The organism is Streptomyces chlorus (genome assembly GCF_042655885.1).
In the GTDB taxonomy this organism is placed as follows: domain Bacteria; phylum Actinomycetota; class Actinomycetes; order Streptomycetales; family Streptomycetaceae; genus Streptomyces; species Streptomyces chlorus.
Genome location: NZ_JBHSOA010000025.1, coordinates 98762 through 115787, shown reverse-complemented (window position 1 = coordinate 115787; position 17026 = coordinate 98762). Strand labels below are relative to the sequence as shown.

The 17026-nt window shown below is 72.0% G+C and carries 14 protein-coding genes and 1 riboswitch; of the genes, 4 read left to right on the top strand and 10 right to left on the bottom strand.

What is annotated here, in order from left to right; genetic code table 11:
* Positions 1-7: 7 nt before the first annotated feature.
* Positions 8-529, bottom strand: coding sequence for an SRPBCC family protein (locus ACFPZI_RS12065; protein ID WP_381362039.1), 522 nt, complete (start codon positions 527-529; stop codon positions 8-10).
* 121 nt (positions 530-650) lie between these two features.
* Positions 651-1448 carry a metallophosphoesterase family protein gene (locus tag ACFPZI_RS12060; RefSeq protein WP_381362036.1) on the bottom strand — a complete coding sequence of 266 codons (798 nt, stop codon included), beginning with the start codon at positions 1446-1448 and terminating at the stop codon, positions 651-653.
* 308 nt (positions 1449-1756) lie between these two features.
* Between ACFPZI_RS12060 and ACFPZI_RS12055 the strand changes: the two genes are divergently transcribed.
* The gene (locus tag ACFPZI_RS12055) at positions 1757-3571 is read left to right on the top strand and encodes an AMP-dependent synthetase/ligase (protein ID WP_381362033.1); all 1815 of its coding nucleotides are present in this window, start codon (positions 1757-1759) and stop codon (positions 3569-3571) included.
* Positions 3572-3767: 196 nt separating this feature from the next.
* On the opposite strand, the gene ACFPZI_RS12050 is transcribed toward ACFPZI_RS12055, so the two are convergent.
* A complete protein-coding gene (locus tag ACFPZI_RS12050) occupies positions 3768-4910 on the bottom strand; it encodes a glycosyltransferase family 4 protein (protein WP_381362030.1) in 1143 nt (380 codons plus the stop codon).
* Positions 4911-5061: 151 nt separating this feature from the next.
* Here ACFPZI_RS12050 and ACFPZI_RS12045 point away from each other — a divergent pair, with 151 nt between their 5' ends.
* Positions 5062-6330 (top strand): glycosyltransferase 87 family protein, encoded by a 1269-nt coding sequence (locus tag ACFPZI_RS12045; protein WP_381362925.1) that lies wholly within the window; start codon positions 5062-5064, stop codon positions 6328-6330.
* Between the two features lie 114 nt (positions 6331-6444).
* Here the strand turns inward: ACFPZI_RS12045 and ACFPZI_RS12040 are convergent, their stop codons facing one another.
* From ACFPZI_RS12040 to ACFPZI_RS12020, 5 genes are all read right to left on the bottom strand, one after another.
* Positions 6445-7620, bottom strand: coding sequence for a hypothetical protein (locus tag ACFPZI_RS12040; protein ID WP_381362923.1), 1176 nt, complete (start codon positions 7618-7620; stop codon positions 6445-6447).
* 124 nt (positions 7621-7744) lie between these two features.
* Entirely contained in the window at positions 7745-8773 is a 1029-nt protein-coding gene (locus ACFPZI_RS12035) for a C40 family peptidase (protein ID WP_381362027.1), read from the bottom strand.
* Between the two features lie 185 nt (positions 8774-8958).
* The gene (locus tag ACFPZI_RS12030) at positions 8959-10026 is read right to left on the bottom strand and encodes a C40 family peptidase (protein ID WP_381362024.1); all 1068 of its coding nucleotides are present in this window, start codon (positions 10024-10026) and stop codon (positions 8959-8961) included.
* Positions 10027-10365: 339 nt separating this feature from the next.
* Complete coding sequence (locus ACFPZI_RS12025; protein ID WP_381362021.1) at positions 10366-11715, bottom strand: NYN domain-containing protein; 1350 nt, start codon at positions 11713-11715, stop codon at positions 10366-10368.
* A gap of 63 nt (positions 11716-11778) precedes the next feature.
* The gene (locus ACFPZI_RS12020) at positions 11779-12018 is read right to left on the bottom strand and encodes a hypothetical protein (RefSeq protein ID WP_381362019.1); all 240 of its coding nucleotides are present in this window, start codon (positions 12016-12018) and stop codon (positions 11779-11781) included.
* 160 nt (positions 12019-12178) lie between these two features.
* On the opposite strand from ACFPZI_RS12020, the gene ACFPZI_RS12015 reads away from it, so the two are divergent.
* Positions 12179-12913 (top strand): rhomboid family intramembrane serine protease, encoded by a 735-nt coding sequence (locus tag ACFPZI_RS12015; RefSeq protein ID WP_381362016.1) that lies wholly within the window; start codon positions 12179-12181, stop codon positions 12911-12913.
* Positions 12910-13191 (top strand): Lrp/AsnC family transcriptional regulator, encoded by a 282-nt coding sequence (locus tag ACFPZI_RS12010; RefSeq protein ID WP_381362013.1) that lies wholly within the window; start codon positions 12910-12912, stop codon positions 13189-13191. The genes ACFPZI_RS12015 and ACFPZI_RS12010 overlap by 4 nt, the downstream gene beginning before the upstream one ends.
* Positions 13192-13728: 537 nt before the next feature.
* Here ACFPZI_RS12010 and ACFPZI_RS12005 read toward each other — a convergent pair.
* Positions 13729-15204: an aminotransferase class V-fold PLP-dependent enzyme gene (locus ACFPZI_RS12005; protein WP_381362010.1), complete on the bottom strand. Its 1476-nt coding sequence runs from the start codon at positions 15202-15204 to the stop codon at positions 13729-13731.
* Between the two features lie 385 nt (positions 15205-15589).
* Positions 15590-15706: riboswitch (SAM riboswitch) on the bottom strand.
* Positions 15707-15801: 95 nt separating this feature from the next.
* Positions 15802-16866: an anthranilate phosphoribosyltransferase gene (gene trpD, locus ACFPZI_RS12000; protein ID WP_381362007.1), complete on the bottom strand. Its 1065-nt coding sequence runs from the start codon at positions 16864-16866 to the stop codon at positions 15802-15804.
* Positions 16867-17026 lie beyond the last annotated feature (160 nt).

Sequence of the window (17026 nt, the reverse complement as noted above, 5' to 3'; positions counted from 1 at the left end):
CAGCGTGCTACTCGGCGCCCGGCTTCCCGCCGGACCCGGTCCCCGGCTCGGTGCCGGGGCTGGTGCCGGGGCTGGCGTCGGTGCCCGGCTCCTCGCCGGCCTCCACCCGCTTCTTCAGCCCCGCCAGGGCCCGGTCGATGATGACCTTCTCGGCCTTGCGCTTGATCATGCCGAGCATCGGGATCTTGACGTCGACGGTGAGCCGGTAGGTGACCTCGGTGCTGCCCGCGCCGGCCGGCTTCAGGAGGTAGGAACCGTCCAGGGAGCGCAGCATCTGGGACTTCACCAGTGTCCAGGACACCTCGTGCTCGCCGGTCCAGGTGTACGCGAGGGTCTGGTCGTCCTTGATCGCACCGGCGTCCATGACGAGGCGTACCTGCTCGGCACGGCCCTGCCCGTCGGTCTCGAGGACCTCCGCCTCCTTCACCTCGCCGGTCCAGTCCGGATAGCGGGCGAAGTCGGCGATCACCCCCATGACCTCGGCCGGTGCCGCCCCGATCGTGATGCTCGAGCTGGTGTGTTCCGCCATCGCCGTGGCTCCTCCAGATGCGGGCCGTAGTCGGATCGCCGTGCGCGGCCCACGCGCACGCCCGTGCAGCGGAAGGCTATCGCGCACCACGCCGGCGCAAGTCATCCGACCTGGGACATCCTCACCATTCGAGGACCCAGGGCCGGCCGCGGCTCGCGAAGTGCCCCACGTTCACGCACTCGGTGGCCCCCACCCGCATGCGCCGGACCAGCGGCTGGTGCACGTGCCCGAACAGCGCGTACCGGGGCCGGGTGCGGTGGATGGCGTCCAGCAGGGCGCGGCTGCCGCGCTCGAAACGGCGGGCGACGGTGTCGTACACCAGCTCCGGGACCTCCGGCGGGATGTGCGTGCACAGCACGTCGACCTCGCCGACGGCTTCGATCTTCGCCGCGTACTCCTCGTCACTGATCTCGTACGGTGTGCGCATGGGCGTGCGCAGTCCGCCGCCGACGAAGCCGAAGACCCGGCCGCCGATCTCCACCCGCTCGCCGTCGAGGACGGTGGTGCCGGGTCCGGCGTACTCCGGCCACAGGGCCGGTATGTCGACATTGCCGTATGTGGCGTACGTGGGGGCGGGAAAGGCGGCGAACATCTCGGCGTACTGTTTGCGCACCGCCCTCTGGATCGCCGAGGCGCGGTCCGCGCCGATGCCCGCCCACAGCCGGGTCTGGAAGGCACTCGCCTCCTCGAAGCGACGGGCGGTGCGCAGTTCCACTATGCGGTCGGCGTTCTCGGTGCCGAACAGGTCGGGGAAGATGCCGCGCGAGTGGTCGGCGTAGTCGAGGAAGAGCACCAGGTCGCCCAGGCAGATCAGGGCGTCGGCGCCGTCACCGGCCGCGGCCAGGTCGCGGGCGTTGCCGTGGACGTCGCTGACCACATGAACGCGCATACGGCGGTTTCCGGCCGATGTGGATGCCATGGCGATCAAGCGTAGCCAGAGGGCGGCCCTTGTGAACAGTGGCGGCCGGACCTGCGGTTACTGGCTCCCTTTTCAGGGGTGGACTACTGTGCGCGATGGCAATCAACCCGTTCACCAACTTGTGTGACGCAGCGAACATCTCCCCGGGTCCCCTGTCGTTCCAGCCATACCGGCGGGTAACGTCCGGGCAGTCCACTCGTGCTCAGGATTTCAACAGGCGAATCCCGAGCACCCGCCCGAGCCTTGGACCGCACTGTCGTCGCATCGCACACCGTCGTGGCGCCGGCGCCCTAAGAGGAGCAGCAGTCTTGCGCGAGTTCAGCCTTCCGGCTTTGTACGAGGTCCCCGCGGACGGCAATCTGACCGACATCGTCCGTAGAAACGCCGCGCAGCACCCCGATGTCGCCGTCATGGCCCGCAAGGTCGCCGGTGTGTGGCAGGACGTGACGGCCACCGTCTTCCTCGTCGAGGTGCGGGCGGCCGCGAAGGGACTCATCGCCTCCGGCGTCCAGCCCGGCGACCGGGTCGCCCTGATGTCGCGCACCCGCTACGAGTGGACGCTGCTCGACTTCGCGATCTGGAGCGCCGGAGCGGTCACGGTGCCGGTGTACGAGACGAGTTCGGCGGAGCAGGTCGCCTGGATTCTCAGCGACTCCGGCGTCACCGCCTGTGTGGTGGAGTCGGACGCCCACGAGGCCACGGTCGAGTCGGTGCGCGACCGGCTGCCCGCGCTGAAGCACGTGTGGCAGATCGACCGCGGCGACGGCGGCGACGGCGGCGCGATCGAGGAACTGGGCCGCCTGGGCCAGGACGTCACCGACGAGACGGTCGAGAAGCGCAGCTCCGTCGCGGGCGCCGACGACCCGGCGACCATCATCTACACCTCCGGGACCACCGGCCGTCCCAAGGGCTGTGTGCTCACCCACCGCAGTTTCTTCGCCGAGTGCGGCAACATCGTGGAGCGGCTGCGTCCGCTGTTCCGTACCGGCGAGTGCTCGGTGCTGCTCTTCCTCCCGCTGGCGCACGTCTTCGGCCGGCTGGTGCAGATCGCACCGATGATCGCGCCGATCAAACTGGGCTGCGTCCCCGACATCAAGCAGCTCACCGACGAACTGGCCTCGTTCCGGCCGACGCTGATACTGGGCGTGCCGCGGGTCTTCGAGAAGGTCTACAACTCGGCGCGCGCCAAGGCCCAGGCCGACGGCAAGGGCCAGATCTTCGACAAGGCGGCGGACACCGCGATCGCGTACAGCAAGGCGCTGGATACGCCGTCGGGGCCGTCCCTCGGCCTGAAGATCAAGCACAAGGTGTTCGACAGGCTCGTATACGGCAAGCTGCGCGCGGTGCTCGGCGGCCGTGGCGAGGCCGCCATCTCCGGCGGGGCCCCGCTGGGCGAGCGCCTCGGCCACTTCTTCCGCGGCATCGGCTTCACGGTGCTGGAGGGCTACGGTCTCACCGAGTCCTGCGCGGCCACCACGTTCAACCCCTGGGAGCGGCAGAAGATCGGCACGGTCGGGCAGCCGCTGCCCGGGTCGGTGGTCCGCATCGCCGACGACGGCGAGGTGCTGCTGCACGGCGAACACCTGTTCAAGGAGTACTGGAACAACCCGGCCGCGACCGCGGAGGCGCTCGCCGACGGCTGGTTCCACACGGGTGACATCGGCACCCTCGACGAGGACGGATATCTGCGGATCACCGGCCGCAAGAAGGAGATCCTCGTCACAGCGGGCGGCAAGAACGTCGCCCCGGCGGTGATCGAGGACCGGATCCGCGCGCACGCGCTGGTCGCGGAGTGCATGGTCGTCGGCGACGGGCGGCCGTTCGTGGGCGCGCTGGTCACGCTCGACGAGGAGTTCCTGGGGCGCTGGGTGGCGGAGCACGGGAAGCCCGAGGGGTCGACGGCGACGTCGCTGAGCGAGGACCCCGAGCTGCTTGCCGCGATTCAGGCGGCTGTCGACGACGGGAACGCGGCGGTTTCCAAGGCGGAGTCGGTGCGGAAGTTCCGGGTGCTGCCTTCGCAGTTCACGGAGGAGTCGGGGCATCTGACTCCGTCGTTGAAGCTGAAGCGGAATGTGGTGGCGAAGGACTTCGCCCATGAGATCGAGGCGATCTACGCGAAGTAGGGCTTGGGGTCGGCCGGTGGCCGACGGCTGATGGTTGTCATGGCGCGGGCTCCCTGTTGTACGGGGGCCCGCGTTGTGGTGTGCGGTGCGGGTGGGTGAGGCGTGACTTTTTCGCCCCCGCCGCCCCGTCCCCGGGGGCGCCGCCCCGAACCCCCGCTCCTCACATGCCGGAGGGGCCGAATCTCCCCGAAGCCGGTTACAGCAAGGTCTTCAGGGTCTCTGCCAGGAGGTCCCAGCGCCATTTCTGTTCGACCCAGGCCCGGCCCCGTTCGCCCATGCGGTGGCGGAGTTCGGGGTCGGCGAGGAGGGTGACGATGCGGTCGGCGGACTCGGCGGGGGTGTCACCGCGGACGACCCAGCCGCTCTCGCCGTCGCGGACCGCGTCGGGGGCGCCGCCGGAGTCGCCGGCGACGACGGGCAGGCCGGTCGCGGAGGCCTCCAGGTAGACGATCCCGAGCCCCTCGACGTCCAGTCCCCCGCGCCGGGTCCTGCACGGCATCGCGAAGACGTCGCCGGCGCCGTAGTGGGCGGGCAGCTCGGACCAGGGCACGGCTCCGGTGAAACGGACGGAGCCGGCCACCCCGGTGTCGTGCGCGAGGCGGCGCAGGTCGCTCTCGTAGGGCCCACCGCCGACGATCAGCAGGACGGCGTCCGGCTCGGCGGCGAGGATCGCGGGCATCGCGCGGATCAACGTGTCCTGTCCCTTGCGCGGCACCAGCCGGGAGACGCAGACGACCACCGGACGGTCCGTCAGGCCGAGCCGGGCCCGGACCTCGGGGCCGCCGGAGCCGGGATGGAAGGTCTTCTCGTCGACCCCGGGCGGCAGTTGCACCATCCGCGAGGCCGCCTCGGGCGTGAGCGCGCCGGCGATCCGCGAGCGCGTGTACTCGCCGAGGTAGGTGATCGTGTCCGTGGACTCCCCGATCCGGCGCAGCAGTTGCCGGGCCGCGGGCAGCTGGGCCCAGCCCGCCTCGTGGCCGTGGGTGGTGGCCACGATCCGCTCGGCGCCCGCCCGGCGCAGCGCCGGTGCCATCAGTCCGAGCGGCGCCGCCGCACCGAACCAGACCGAGGTGCACCCGTGTTCGCGCAGCAGCCCGACGGCCTGCCTGGTCGCCTGCGGGGTCGGCAGCAGCATCGGTGTACGGGCGCGTACGACGGTGAAGGGCTGCTCGGCGTCGAAGGCGGCGGTCGCCCGGACGCCCTCCCGGGAGCGCTTCCAGGTCGAGGCGTACACGACGAGCTGCGCGGGATCGAGGCGCAGCGCCATGTTGTGCAGAAACGCCTGGATACCGCCCGGCCTGGGCGGGAAGTCGTTGGTCACGATCAGGGTCTTGTACATCGTGGCAGACCCTACCGAACCGGCGTGTCCGGGCCGTGGGCACGGTGGGCCGCTGTGGCACCCTCTCAGGGGCGCGGGACATCAGGGCCCCTCAGGGCCGCACACGGACGCGCACGGACGCGCACGGACGGGCAGGGATCACGTGGAGACGGTGGACACGACGGGCTCGCGCGGGTCCCCGGCTCGGCTGCCGGTGCGCCGGCAGGCGGTGTTGTGGCCTCTGCTGCTGTGGGGACCGACGAGAGCGCTGCTGCTGTTGTTCGTCCTGAAGGTGATCGTCTTCCCCGGCCCGGACGTCACCAGCGACGTGTCCGTGATCTACCAGGGCTGGTACGACGTCCTGCGTGCCGGAACGTTCCCGCTGGACGACGTCACCTGGCAGTACCCGCCCGCGGCGGCGCTGGCGATCCTCTCCCCCGGCCTGCTGCCGTTCCTGGAGTACGCGACGGCATTCTTCGTCCTGGTGTGCCTCGCCGACCTGGCCACCCTGGCCCTGCTGCTGTACGCGGGCGGCCGGCCGGGCCGGACCCGGCTCGGTGCCTGGGTGTGGGTGGCGGGCGTGCCGCTCCTCGGGCCGACGGTGTACGCCCGCTACGACGTGATGGTGACCGCGGTGGCGGTGGCCGCGCTGCTGGCCGGATCCCGGCGTCCCCGGCTGCTGGGGGTGCTGGCGGCGTTCGGCGCGCTGCTGAAGGTGTGGCCGGCGATGCTGCTGCTCGGTGTCCGTCGGCGTTCCGCCTGGATGTCGGCCGTGGTGACCGGGGTCGGTGTGGCGGCCGTGTTCGCGGCACTGATGCCGGGCGCGTTCGCGTTCCTGGGTTTCCAGCGCGACCGGGGCACGGAGGTGGAGTCGCTGGGCGCGCTGGTCTTCCATGTCGCCCGGCATCACGGCTGGGACGGCGAGGTGCTGCTGAACTACGGCTCGGTGGAGTTCCTCGGCCCGTACGTGGACCGGGTCAGCGCGGGCGCGATGTTCCTGAGTGGGGCGGCGCTGGCCTGGCTGGTGCTGTGGCGGCTGCTGGCCCGCCGTTTCGAGCCGCACACCTTCGTCGACGCCGCGTTCGTGGCGGTGCTGATGTTCACCACCACCAGCCGGGTGATCAGCCCGCAGTACGTGGTGTGGCTGGTCGGGCTCGCCGCGGTCTGCCTGTGCCATCGCGCGAGCCGGATGCGGGTGCCGGTGGCCCTGGTGCTGGTCGCGTCGTTCGTGACGGTGCTGGAGTTCCCGCTGTGGTTCGCGCACGTCGTGGCCAGTGACGCGCTCGGTGTCACCCTGCTGTTCGTGCGCAACGGCCTGCTGGTGGCGGCCACGTTCCTCGCCGCCCGCACGTTGTGGCGCTCGACGGTCACGCACGGGCTCCCGGCCGCCCCGGTCCCCGCTCCGGCGGCCCGTGCCACGAAGGCACCGGTCTCCCCCTGACCCTCCCCCGTCGGTCCTGCCCCCTGCCCCTGCCCCTGCCCCTGCCCCTGACCCTGACCCTGGTCCTGACCCTGGTCCTGGTCCTGGTCCTGTGCCTGGTCCTGTGCCGGCGCCTCAGCCGAACTGCTCGCGCAGGTAGGCCTGCCATCGCAGGGTGAACTCCTCCTGTGTGGTGCCGAGGACCCGCCGCATCGCGTCCTCCACCGCGCCGTCCCGTTGCCCGTGCGCGCCCACGGCCCGGTAGAAGGCGCCGAGCCGTTCCTCGCCCCAGTGCTCGGCGACGAGGCGGCAGGCCATCCAGCCGCTCTCGTAGGAGCGGGCGAGGCCGTCGGCGTCGGCGGTGAAGCCGAAGTCGTCGTCGGTCGGCAGCCCGGAGGGCACCTCGCCGTGGCGCACCGCGCGGGCGAGTTCCGGTGCCGCCTCGGCCGGGATGCGGTCGCCGCCCCGGTAGCCGACCCAGTCGGCGAAGCCCTCCGACAGCCACAGCGGGGTCGCGGCGGTGGTGTGGGCGCGGGTGGCGACATGGGTGGTCTCGTGGGTGACGACGACCTGCCGGCCCGAGTCCCCGAGCAGTCCGAAGGCGTCCGGGTTGACGATGACCCGGTCCGCGGGCGCCTGTGCGTCGGCTCCGGTCTCGCCGGTGGTGACGGCCGCGATGCCCCGGTAGGAGGAGGCGGGCGAGCCCAGCAGTCCCGCCATGTCCTCCAGGGACCCCGGGACCAGGACGACGACACGCCGCGCCCAGCCGGGTCCCCACGCGTCCGACACGGCGGGCACCGCCCGGTCGGCCAGCGCCGCGTAGTCGCGCAGCTTCACGTCGGTCTGCCCGACGCCGAGCACCAGGCTCCGTTCTCCGTGCACGGCGCGCACCGCGCCCTGGTCCCACAGTTGGCGGCCGGACTTCCCGGCCGGCCGGTCGGAGACGACGGCCCACCGCCCGTCCTCGTCCCGGCTCAGGCGCAGGGTGCGGGGGGTGGTGACAGGGGCCGCCCGGTCGTAGCCCGCGACGCGGTAGCCGAGGTCGGCGTCGACGGTGGCGGTGTCGCCGGTGCGGTGCACGGCGTTGACCCGGTAGCTCCAGTCGGCCAGCGGCACCTCGCGCAGGCTGTCGTATCCGGCCCGGGTGCCGGTACGGGCGTAGGCAGCGGCGTCCTGGCCGAGGACGGCGTCGGCCCGCCGGTCGAGCAGGGCCTGCACCTCGGTGCGGGCACTGTCGACGGCGGGCCCTTGGCCGCACGCGACCAGGGCGACGAGCAGGGAGACGAGAGCCAGGCACCGCACCACCGCCATCGGCGCTCCGGGCGCCCACCTTCGACCAGCCACCCTTGTGAGGGTACGGGCGCCGGGCCATTCGGGTCAGACCGCCTTGACCGACAGCTCCGGCCGGCCCCTCACGACCGGCCGTCCGCTCCGGTCAGACCCTGGTGACCGACGAGACGGGCATCATCCCGACCGGGTCGTAGCGGACGGGGGCGCCGGGGTAGGGCGCGTGGATCACCTGGCCGTTGCCCACGTACATGCCGACGTGGCTGGCGTCGGCCCGGTAGACGACCAGGTCGCCGGGGCGGGCCCGGGAGAGCGGGACCTGCGTGCCGGCGTACCGCTGGGCCTGCGAGGTCCGCGGGAGGGCGATCCCGGCCCGCGCGTACGACCACTGCATCAGACCGGAGCAGTCGAAACCGGAGGGCCCGTTGGCGCCCCAGGTGTAGGGCTTGCCGAGGGCGGAGCGGGCGGCGGCGACGGCGGCTGCCGCGCGGCCGGAGACGGCGGTGGCGCCGTCCGGACCGGGCAGGCCGGGCAGGTCCGCGTCGTGGCCGGAGCGGGTGGCCCTCTCGTGGGCGGCGCGCTCGTCCTCGGGGAGGGCGTTGAGCAGCCGCCGGGCCTGGGCGAGTTTGCGCTCGACGGTCTTCTTGTGGGCGGCGACCGCCTTGCGGCTGCGGTCCAGCTCGCCCAGCTTGTGGGAGGCCTCCGCACGGTCCTGGTCCAGGGTGCGCACGGCCTCCTGGAATCCCCTCAGCTCGCCGGCCTGGCGGGCGGTGAGCCGGTCGAGCACCGAGGCCCGCTCGAGGTAGTCCTCGGGATCGTCGGAGAACAGCAGCGCGAGGGACGGGTCGAGCCCGCCGGAGCGGTACTGGGCGCCGGCCAGCGAACCCAGCGACTCCCGCATGCCGTTGACGCGCTCCTGCTGCCGGGCGATCTCGTCCTGGGCCGCGTTGACCTGCCCCCGCAGGGTGTCCGCGCGCTCGTCGGCCTTGTTGTACGCCTCGGTCGCCCGCTCGGCCTCCGCGTAGAGGCGGTCCACCTCTGTCCTGGGGTCCTCGTGCGGGGCGGCCGTGGCCGGGACGGCGCCGAGAGCGGCTGCCGCCACGGACAGGAGACCTACGGCGATGGTGGTGCCCCGGTCGGGGCCGGGGGACGGTGCTGGGCTGCGATGGGACCCCACGGGGAACCGCGCTCCTTCCGCTGACGGACGGGAAACGCGGGAGACAGTAGCCGTGGGGCGGGCGGCCGACCAACGGCCTCGGCGGCCACACACGGTGACGCCCCGCCTCTGACGCAGGTCACAGGCGGGGCGCGGGCCGGTCGGTGGGGGCGCGATTCCCCCGAACGGGGGCACGCGACGAAACGTCAGACGCGGACGCCGAACATGAACGGGCCGCCGATGGTGTTCATCGACTCGTAGCGGACGACGGTACCGCTGCGCGGGGCGTGGATGATCTGGCCGTTGCCGGCGTAGAGACCCACGTGGTGCAGGTCGTTGAAGAAGAAGACCAGGTCGCCGACCTGGAGCTGGCTGGTCGAGTAGATCTTGGTACCCGCGCCGGTCTGTGACTCGGAGGTACGCGGGATGGAGACGCCGGCCTGGGCGTAGGCCCAGGAGGTGAGACCCGAGCAGTCGTAGGAGGACGGGCCGGTGGCGCCGTAGACGTACGGGGAGCCGAGCTTGCTCTGGGCGGCGGCGAAGGCGGCGCCGGCGCGGCCGGAGCCGCTGCCGACCGAGGCGGAGCTGCCGGTGTCGGTGCTGGGGGCCTTGAGGACCTCCCGCTCGCTGGCCCGGGTGGCGCGGTCCTCCTCCTCGGCGAGCTGCGCCTTCTCCTCGGCGGTGAGGGTGTTGAGCAGCTTCTGCGCGGCACCGAGCTTGTTCTGGACTTCCGTCTTCTTCTTGCCCAGTTCGGTGCGGGTGGAGGAGAGGTCCTTGAGCTTCTCGGAGGCCTCGGAGCGCTGCTGGGCGAGCTCGCGCTGCTTCTCCTGGATCTCCTTGAGCGCGTCGACCTGCTGGGTGCTCAGCTGGTCGAGGGCGGACGCCTTGTCGAGGTAGTCGTCCGGGTCGGCGGAGAGGAAGAGCTGGAGCGAGGGGTCGATGCCGCCGCTGCGGTACTGGGCGCTGGCCATCGAACCGAGGCCGTCGCGCAGCTCGTTGAGCTCCTGCTGGCCCTTGGCGACGTTGTCCTGGATCGTGGAGATCTCCTTCTGGAGCTTCTCCTGCTTCTCCTTGGCGCCGTTGTACTTCTCGGTGGCCTGCTCCGCCTGCTCGTAGAGCTTGTCGACCTTGGCCTTCACCTCGCCCTTGCTCGGCTTCTCGCTGGGGGCCGCGTTGGCGGCCTGCGAGCTCAGGACGACAGCAGCTGCGGCAGCGGTGGTGAGCACTGTGACACGTGCCCGGTTCGGCTGCTTGGGACGACGGTGGGACGCCACGGAGGCGAGCTCCTTCTTCCTCCAGCCGCCTACCGACACGCCGGTGGGCGGGGGCCTCCGCCGTCGCCACCCCATGTGAACGATCAACCGAGCGGAGGTTCGAGGTCCGACCCTAGTGATTCTCTTGTGATCAGTTCAAATCCCCGGACATGAATTCTCGGTCACAGCATGTTTCTTTGCCTTCAACTCACCTGCAGTGATACGCCATTGACGCTACGTTGCGTCAATACCGAGCCAATTCGGGCAATCGGCGGGTACGTTGCGGTTGGGGCTTACGTTTCGGATGGGATGTACCGCACTTTGCGCCCCGCGCCTCCGGCGTGATCTGCCGGCCAGGCCCTACGCCCGGGAGAACCGCTTCAGCAGGACCGCGGAAGCGACCGGGCGGGCGCCCGCGCGGGCGACTCCGTCGGCGACCTCTCGGTCGGTGGAGACGACGATGACGGGCCGCCCCAGCGGCTCGGCCCGGACCAGCTGACGGATCAGTTCGTCGGCGGTGACGCCCGGTTTGGAGAACAGCACACGCACCCCGCGCGGCGGCGCGAGCAGGACGGGAGCGGCCAGTTCGGCCCCGTCGAAGACGCAGGTCACCTCGGCGCCGGTCTGCGCCGCGAGCCGGGCGAGCTGGCCCAGGAGCCTCAACCGCTGCTTCTCCAGGGGCATCTGGGGATAGCCGGTCTTGGTCACGTTGTAGCCGTCGACGACGAGATGCGCCTGCGGCAGCGCCAGCAGCTGGTCGAGGATGGCCGGGTCGCCCTCGGACAGCGCGCGGGCGGCGATGTCCTTGGGGGACATGCTGCCGGGCTCGACGGCGTCCACGGTCTCGGCGGGCCGGACGGACACGGGAGGCAGCGCGAGTTCGCGACGGAGCCCCTGGGCGGCGTCCAGCACGGTGTCCAGGAGCAGCCGTACCCGCATGTCCCCGACGCTGCGCCCCTCGCGGGCGGCCCGGCGGGCGGCCTCCAGAGCGGCCTCCGACTCGCCGAGGCGCGCCTTGAGCCGCCGGGACTCGCTCTCGGCGGCGGACACCTGGGCCTGCCCGTCCGCGCGGACGGCGTCCATCTCGCCCTGCAGTATGCGCAGCGCGGCCGCACCGCGCTTGACGTCGCTGAGCGCGGACCGCAGCTTGCGGTGCAGGGAGTCCGCTTCCTTCCTGGCGGCTTCCAGGTCGGTACGCAGCCGCTCGGTCTCGGACCTGGTGTGCTCGCGGGCACGGGCGAGTTCCCCGCGCAGCCGCTCCAGCTCGGCCCGGGTCTCGTCGTCGACGCGCTCGGCGTCGGCCCGCTGGGCCTCCTCACCGGCGGCGGTCACCAGTTTCACCCAGCCGGGCGGTCGCATGACGTAGGCCGCGGCCGCCACATCCAGCGGGTCCGCGGCCGGGGGCGGGGAGCCTGAGTCGAGAGCGCCGGCCAGTTCCGGCTGGGCCTCTCTCAGTCGCTCCCCGATGCGCTGGCGGAACAGCGGATCGGTCTCCAGGGCGGCGGCCATCGCGTTGCCGGCGAACTTGACGCGGCGGGTCGGGGTGAACCGGGCGTACTGCCTGAGCTGGGCGGGCAGCTCGGAGACGGTCAGTCCGCCGAAGCCGTCGGAGACGAACTGGACGATTCGGCGGCGCACGCCCTCGGGCAGCGGACGGTCGAACACCTCGGCGGCGCCGTCCTCCGACCCCCCGTCCGCGGTCTCCACCATCCGTCACACCCCATGCCTGTGTCCGACCCCGCGTACGGGGTCTCCTGGGCGGGGCCCGCTCCCTCAGGAGCCGGCGCCCGGCCTGTCGACGAGTTCCACCTGATCCACGGCGTTGCACCAGCGGCACCGCACCGACTCGATCGTCTCGCCGAGAATCTCGCGCTCCTCGACCTTCGGCTCCCCTGCCAGGTCGAGGTGGACGTACTCCACGACCTTGGACGAGCGGGTCACGTCGAAACGGGTGAGGTTGCCGCAGAGGGTGCAGCGCCACCGCGTCGAGGCAGTCGGCAGGGGAACCGTCATCGTGGCTGTTCGCCTTCCTTCCAGTGTCCGTGACGCGCCGGGCACCCGGTGCGTCTGGCACATAACCCTACGGCCTGGCAGGTCTTCGCCGCCCGCCCGCCCGCCCACGACGGCGAGGCGGTCTGTGCGGTTGCGTCCGGTTACGTCATGCTCTGTGTCCATGATCCGCAACTGGGGCGCGGCGGCGGCCGGGGCGCTGAGGCGTCCGTCGGCACCGGTGACCCACACCCTCATCGCCGTGTGCTGCCTGGTTTTTCTGATCGGGCCGGCCTCGGGACTCGATCCGGGGTACGGGACCGGGGACGAGCTGCTCGCCGCGCAGCGCGGCTACTTCCGCCACTGGGGCGTGATTCCCGCAGACGCGTTCGAAGGGTCCCCGTGGAGTGCCCTCACTCCGGCCACGGCCCTGTTCGTCCACGGCAGCTGGGTGCATCTGCTCGGCAACATGCTCTTCCTCCATGTCTTCGGGACGATGACCGAGGCACGAATGGGCCGCCTGCGGTTCACCCTGTTCTACGTCGGCTGCGGGTACCTCGCCCTGTTCGGGTACGCCGTCGCCAACGCGGACTCGGAGCAGTCCCTGGTCGGTGCCTCGGGGGCGATCTCGGGGGTCCTCGGCGCGTTCCTCTTCCTGTTTCCCCGGGCGCGGGTGACCAGCCTGCTGCCGTTCCTGTTCTTTCTGCCGGTGCGCTTCCCCGCCTGGGTGGTGCTGCCGTTCTGGGTGGCGCTGCAGTGGCTGGCGGCGGGTCAGGCCTCCGACGGGTCGGGGGTGGCGTATCTGGCCCACCTGGTGGGCTTCGGGCTGGGCTTCTGCTGGGCGTGGGCGCGTTTCACGAGGGCGACTACAGTGAGAAGCGCCCCGACTCCGGCCCCCGAGGGAGAGAACCAGCAGTGATCACCGCGATCGTCCTCATCAAGACCAGCGTGGACCGGATCCCCGAGATCGCGGAGCGGATCGCCGCGCTGGACAGCGTCAGCGAGGTCTTCTCCGTCACCGGGACCTACGACCTGATCGCCATCGTCCGGGTCAAGGAGCACGAGGACCTGGCGGAGGTCATCCCGGGCCGGATCAACAAGATCCCGGGCGTGGAGGGGACGGACACGCATGTGGCGTTCCGCACGTACTCGCAGCACGACCTGGAGGCCGCGTTCGCGATCGGCCTCGACAACTGAGCGGGCCGGCCTGAGCGGGGAGAGCTGAGCGGGGAGAGCTGAGCGGGGAGGGCTGAGCGGGGAGGGCTGAGCGGGGAGGGCTGAGCGGGGAGGGCTGACATGCCTGAGCCTGGATCCACCGATGACCATGGAGGGCAGACTGTGTCCTCCCAGGTCAACCAGTCCTTCGGGTGGTAGTCGATCTTCACCTGAGAGGTGAAGGCGCGGAACGGCTCAATCGGGCCGCTGACTTGGACGAAGGCTGCTCGGGTCCGGTTTTCGTCGGTGGATTCAGGCTGAGGCGGCCGAGACGCCTTGCTGAGGCCTCTGAGGGGCCTGAGACGCGCCCGGCGTGGACGCCGCGTTCCACGGCGTCCTCCCCCGCCCCGATGTCCCTCGCCGAGGCCCTGGCCCGCGGCGCCGAACTCCTCACCGAAGCCGCGGAACACGCCTTGCGCATGATCGTCCCGGGCACTCGCCTGCCCTCGCCTGCCCGCCCCCGCCGTCCGGCGGGCGGTGCCCGGCGGGGACGCACGCACCGGGGCGGGCGAGCGGGGCTCAGGCGGAGGTGTCCGGCACGCAGCGGCCGTCGATCGTCCGGTAGCTCCAGCGGGCGCCGCCGCGCACGAGCTCCCGGACGGCGCGGACGAAGCGCTCCACGTGTTCGTCCGGCGTGCCCGCGCCGAAGCTGACGCGGATCGCGTTGAGGGACGTCTCGCCGGGCGCCGCCTCGGGGGCGCCGCACTCGCCCTGGTCCTGCGGATCGCCGCCGAGCAGGGTGCGCAGCAGCGGGTGGGCGCAGAACAGTCCGTCCCGTACGCCGATGCCGTACTCGGCGGAGAGGGCCGCGGCGAAGTGGGAGCTGTTCCAGCCGTCGACGACGAAGGAGAGCACACCGACGCGCGGCGCGGCGTCCCCGAACAGGGACAGGAACCGCACCTCGGACACGTCCGCGAGCCCGTCCCGTACGGTGCGGATCAGCCGCTCCTCGCGGGCGGCCAGCGCGCCGAACCCGGCCTCGCCGAGCGCCTTGCAGGCCGAGGCGATGGCGTAGGCGCCGATGACGTTGGGCGAGCCGGCCTCGTGGCGGGCGGCGCTGTCGTGCCACTCCACCTCCACTCCCCCGTCCTCGCGCCGGGTGACCTTGCGGCTGGCGCCGCCCCCCGCGAGGTAGGGCTCGGCCTCCCGCAGCCAGTCGGCACGGCCGGCCAGGACGCCGGCGCCGAACGGGGCGTACAGCTTGTGCCCGGAGAAGGCGACCCAGTCGACGTCCAGCTCGCGCAGGCTCACCGCGTGGTGCGGGGCGAGCTGGGCGGCGTCCAGGACGATCCGGGCGCCGTGCGCGTGGGCGGCGGCGGCCAGCTCGCGCACGGGCCACAGCTCGCCGGTGACGTTGGATGCGCCGGTGACACAGACCAGGGCGGGGCCATTGGGGCCTCCCCTGCTCATGGGGGTCCCCCCGCTCGAGCGAAGCCGAGAGTGGGGGAGAAGCCGAGAGCTTGGGGAAGGGTCGCGGGCGGCGAGGGCGTCTTCCAGGGCCCGTACGGCCTGCTCCGGGCTGTCCGGGGCGTCGAGGAAGGTGACGCGGGCGCCGCGCCAGGGCAGCAGGGCGGCGTGGTGCTCGCTCTCGAAGACGAAGACCTGGCAGTCGTCCGGGAGCGCGGCGGCGAGCAGGTTGAGCGAGTCGGTGGTGGACCGGGTGAAGACCACCTGGTCTCCGGCGCGGCAGTCGAGGAACTCGGCGACGGTCCGGCGGGCGTTCTCGAACAGCTCGGTGGAGAGCTGGGAGAGGTACCCGGCGCCGCGGTGGACGCTGCCGTAGTAGGGCGCGTACGCGGCCACGTCGTCCCACACGCGCTGGAGCGCCGGGGCACTGGCGGCGTAGTCGAGCGCGGCGTAGGTGACCTCCTCTCCGGTGACGAGCGGAACGGTGACGTCCCAGCCGAGAACGGGCAGCGGGGCGCAGCCGGACGGGCCGCCGGCGGAGGCAGGGGCGGAGGAGGCAGGGGCGGAGGAGACGGTGGAAACAGACATGGCTGAACTCCCGTGAAAGCAGGCGGAATCATCACGCGAGCGCATACGGCTCGAGCGTGGGAGAAGGCGGAGAGGGTGTGCGGAGGCGGTTCTGCGGCCCGGCAACGGCCGTCACAACCACCCGGGGCCTGCCCGGAGGATCGAGCCGGAGGCGACTGGCCGTGTGCTCCGCCCCGCTGGGCGAGCGGGGGCTGGTGCGTCCAGTCGCGGGAATGAGGAGGGCGTCGACGCGCCCGGGTTCCCCGTGCGTAGGGCGTGGGAGGAACGCGCCCGGCCTCACGTCTCCGGCATGGTCCGGCGGACAGGCCCTAACGCATTCGCTTGCTCACGGAAGGCTCCCTCGAACGACCAGGACCCCTGGTGTGTCACTCGATCGAGTGCGAGGGATCCGCGCTTGCCGCGAGCCCTGCTGCTCACGGCCTGGTCCTCACCCGGGGCACCCCGCCACGGACGGAGGGTTGCCGGACAGCCGGCCGGGGCCTGATGGCTGTCACTCATGACCTGGTCCCAGATCTTGCCAACACAGCCCCGTACGCGCAAGGCGCGGTCCGGATCCTGGACGGATCCGGACCGCGCCGGTACCTCAGAACGTACGGCTCACGCGTTGCTGACCAGCACCCAGCGCTCCAGAATCCGCCGGGCGGCGCCCGAGTCGATCGATTCGGCGGCCTTGGCCATCCCTGCCCGGATCTGCTCCGCCAGCGTCCCGGTGCCCGGTTCGAGCGCCACCAGCGCCGCCGCCGAGTTCAGCAGCACCGCGTCCCGCACCGGGCCGTGCTCGCCGTTCAGCATCCGCCGGGCGACCTCCGCGTTGTACGACGCGTCGGCGCCGCGCAGGGCCTCCAGCGGCACGGGCTCGATGCCGACGTCGCGCGGGTCGAAGCGCTCCTCGGTCACCTTTCCGTCCCGGACCACCCACACCGTCGAGGGGCCGGTGGTGGTCAGCTCGTCGAGGCCGTCGTCGCCGCGGAACACCAGCGAGGAGTGGCCGCGTCCGGCGAACACTCCGGCCATGATCGGAGCCATCCTCGGGTCGGCGACCCCGACGGCCTGGGCCCTGACCCGGGCCGGGTTGGCCAGCGGGCCGAGGAAGTTGAACACCGTCCGGATGCCCAGCTGTCCTCGCGCGGCCGCCACATGGCGCAGCGCCGGGTGGAACTTCACCGCGAAGCAGAAGGTGATCCCGGCCTCCTCGGCGACCTCGGCGACCCGCTGCGGGGTCAGCTCCAGGTTGACGCCGAGCTTCTCCAGGACATCGGAGGCGCCGGACGCGGAGGAGGCGGCCCGGTTGCCGTGCTTGACGACCTTCGCCCCGGTGCCGGCGATGACGATGGAGGACATCGTGGAGATGTTCACCGTCTTGGCGCCGTCGCCGCCGGTGCCGACGATGTCGACGGTCTCCCCGGGCACCTCGATGTCGATGGCATGGTCGTACATCGCCCGGACGCAGCCGGTGATCTCCTCGACGGTCTCGCCCTTGGCCCGCAGGGACACGGCGAACCCGGCGATCTGCGCGTCGGTGGCCTCACCGCGCATGATCAGGTCCATCGCCCAGGCGGTGTCGTCGGCGGACAGGTCGTGGCCGTCGAGCAGGCCGTTCAACAGGGCGGGCCAGGAGCGGCCCGCCGCGGTGTTGCCTCCTGCGGGGGTCACAGCGCTCATCAGCCGCTCCTGGGGCCTCGACGTCTTCGACAGACGGATGGGTAGGGGTTTCGTCCCCACCCTATCGATCCAGGGGTACGACGAAGGGCCCCCGTCCGGTCCTCGGACGGGGGCCCTTCGCAGTCGTGTGGCGACTCGGTTGCCCGGTAAGGCGGTTGAG

Coding starts and splice junctions, on each gene's coding strand:
- ACFPZI_RS12065 (WP_381362039.1), bottom strand. CDS start 529: ATGGCGGAACACACCAGCTCGAGCATCACGATCGGGGCGGCACCGGCC.
- ACFPZI_RS12060 (WP_381362036.1), bottom strand. CDS start 1,448: ATGGCATCCACATCGGCCGGAAACCGCCGTATGCGCGTTCATGTGGTC.
- ACFPZI_RS12050 (WP_381362030.1), bottom strand. CDS start 4,910: ATGTACAAGACCCTGATCGTGACCAACGACTTCCCGCCCAGGCCGGGC.
- ACFPZI_RS12040 (WP_381362923.1), bottom strand. CDS start 7,620: ATGGCGGTGGTGCGGTGCCTGGCTCTCGTCTCCCTGCTCGTCGCCCTG.
- ACFPZI_RS12025 (WP_381362021.1), bottom strand. CDS start 11,715: ATGGTGGAGACCGCGGACGGGGGGTCGGAGGACGGCGCCGCCGAGGTG.
- ACFPZI_RS12020 (WP_381362019.1), bottom strand. CDS start 12,018: ATGACGGTTCCCCTGCCGACTGCCTCGACGCGGTGGCGCTGCACCCTC.
- ACFPZI_RS12015 (WP_381362016.1), top strand. CDS start 12,179: ATGATCCGCAACTGGGGCGCGGCGGCGGCCGGGGCGCTGAGGCGTCCG.
- ACFPZI_RS12005 (WP_381362010.1), bottom strand. CDS start 15,204: ATGTCTGTTTCCACCGTCTCCTCCGCCCCTGCCTCCTCCGCCCCTGCC.
- trpD (WP_381362007.1), bottom strand. CDS start 16,866: ATGAGCGCTGTGACCCCCGCAGGAGGCAACACCGCGGCGGGCCGCTCC.